Consider the following 1,289-nt stretch of genomic DNA (forward strand, 5'->3'; position numbering starts at 1 on the left):
GAGAGAACATACATCCTGTTCTCTCCTTTCTGCTCGTTTATTCTATTAGACACGCGTGGTTTCCCTGATGATTTCAATCAGCAGCTCCGCAAGCTTTTCGAGCTCTTCGATCGGCATGCGCTCATTTTTCGTATGGATTTCTTCGTAGCCGACACACAGATTGACCGTCGGAATTCCGAAGCCGTTGAAAATATTGGCGTCACTGCCGCCACCGCTCGTCAGTACAGGAGATGGCCGTCCAATTTTTGCAGCAGCACGCTGAGCGATTTCAACCACCGGCTCATTTTCATCAAAATGGAAACCAGGATACATCAGCTTTACTTCCGTTTTTGCCCTGCAGCCAAAACTTGCCGCCGTATCTTCAAAAACGCTCTCCATATGAGCGGTCTGTGCAGCCAGTTTATCTTCACGGATTGAACGGGCTTCAGACAGGATATTGACTTCTTCACACACGATGTTTGTCGCCTGCCCACCTTCGAATCGGCCGATATTGGCTGTCGTTTCTTCATCAATGCGTCCGAGCTTCATTGATGAAATGGCTTTGGCTGCAATGTTGATGGCAGAAACGCCTTTTTCTGGTGCAACTCCGGCATGCGCTGTTTTGCCGTAGATGGTGGTCCACAGCTTCGCCTGGTTTGGAGCGGAAGTTACGATGCCCCCCACTTTGCCGTCGCTGTCGACTGCATAGCCGAATTTCGCGAACAACAGAGAAGAATCGAATTCCTTCGCTCCTGCCAAACCGCTTTCTTCGCCTGCGGTGATGACCAATTGGATATCACCGTGCTCGATTTGCTGTTCCTGGATCGAACGAATCATTTCGAATAAAGCAGCAATCCCGGCTTTGTCATCAGCACCCAGAATCGTTGTGCCGTCTGAATACACATATCCGTCGCGGATTTGAGGTTTTATTCCATTGCCCGGTACGACTGTATCCATGTGAGCGGTGAAATAGATCGGCGGAACGTTTGGCGCTGCTCCGCGCAGTGTCGCGACAAGATTATTGGCCCCGTGTCCATTGCGGTCGGATGAATCATCTTCCGCAACATGGAATCCCATGTCTTCAAGCTTCGCTTTCAATACTTCAGCAATATGGCCTTCATTTTTAGTTTCAGAATCGATTTGAACCAATTCCAGAAATTCGTTTAATAAGCGCTCGTTGTTCATTCGGCAGTACCTCTTTTCTTTAAAATATAAAAATTAAAATTAGCTTATAGTAAAAGTACTCAGAATGAGGTAAACCCGTGTCCAGACTCCAGTTGCCCAGCTCTTCGGGTCATAAGCCAGCTCAG

At 48.2% G+C, this 1,289-nt stretch carries 1 protein-coding gene; it reads right to left on the reverse strand.

Features of this window, described 5'->3' with window-relative positions; genetic code table 11:
* Positions 1-45 precede the first annotated feature (45 nt).
* Positions 46-1,164, reverse strand: coding sequence for a M20/M25/M40 family metallo-hydrolase (locus KW93_RS03510; RefSeq protein ID WP_033541586.1), 1,119 nt, complete (start codon positions 1,162-1,164; stop codon positions 46-48).
* Positions 1,165-1,289 lie beyond the last annotated feature (125 nt).

The organism is Planococcus sp. CAU13 (genome assembly GCF_000775575.1).
Classification (GTDB): Bacteria; Bacillota; Bacilli; order Bacillales_A; family Planococcaceae; genus Planococcus.

Coding starts and splice junctions, on each gene's coding strand:
- KW93_RS03510 (WP_033541586.1), bottom strand. CDS start 1,164: ATGAACAACGAGCGCTTATTAAACGAATTTCTGGAATTGGTTCAAATC.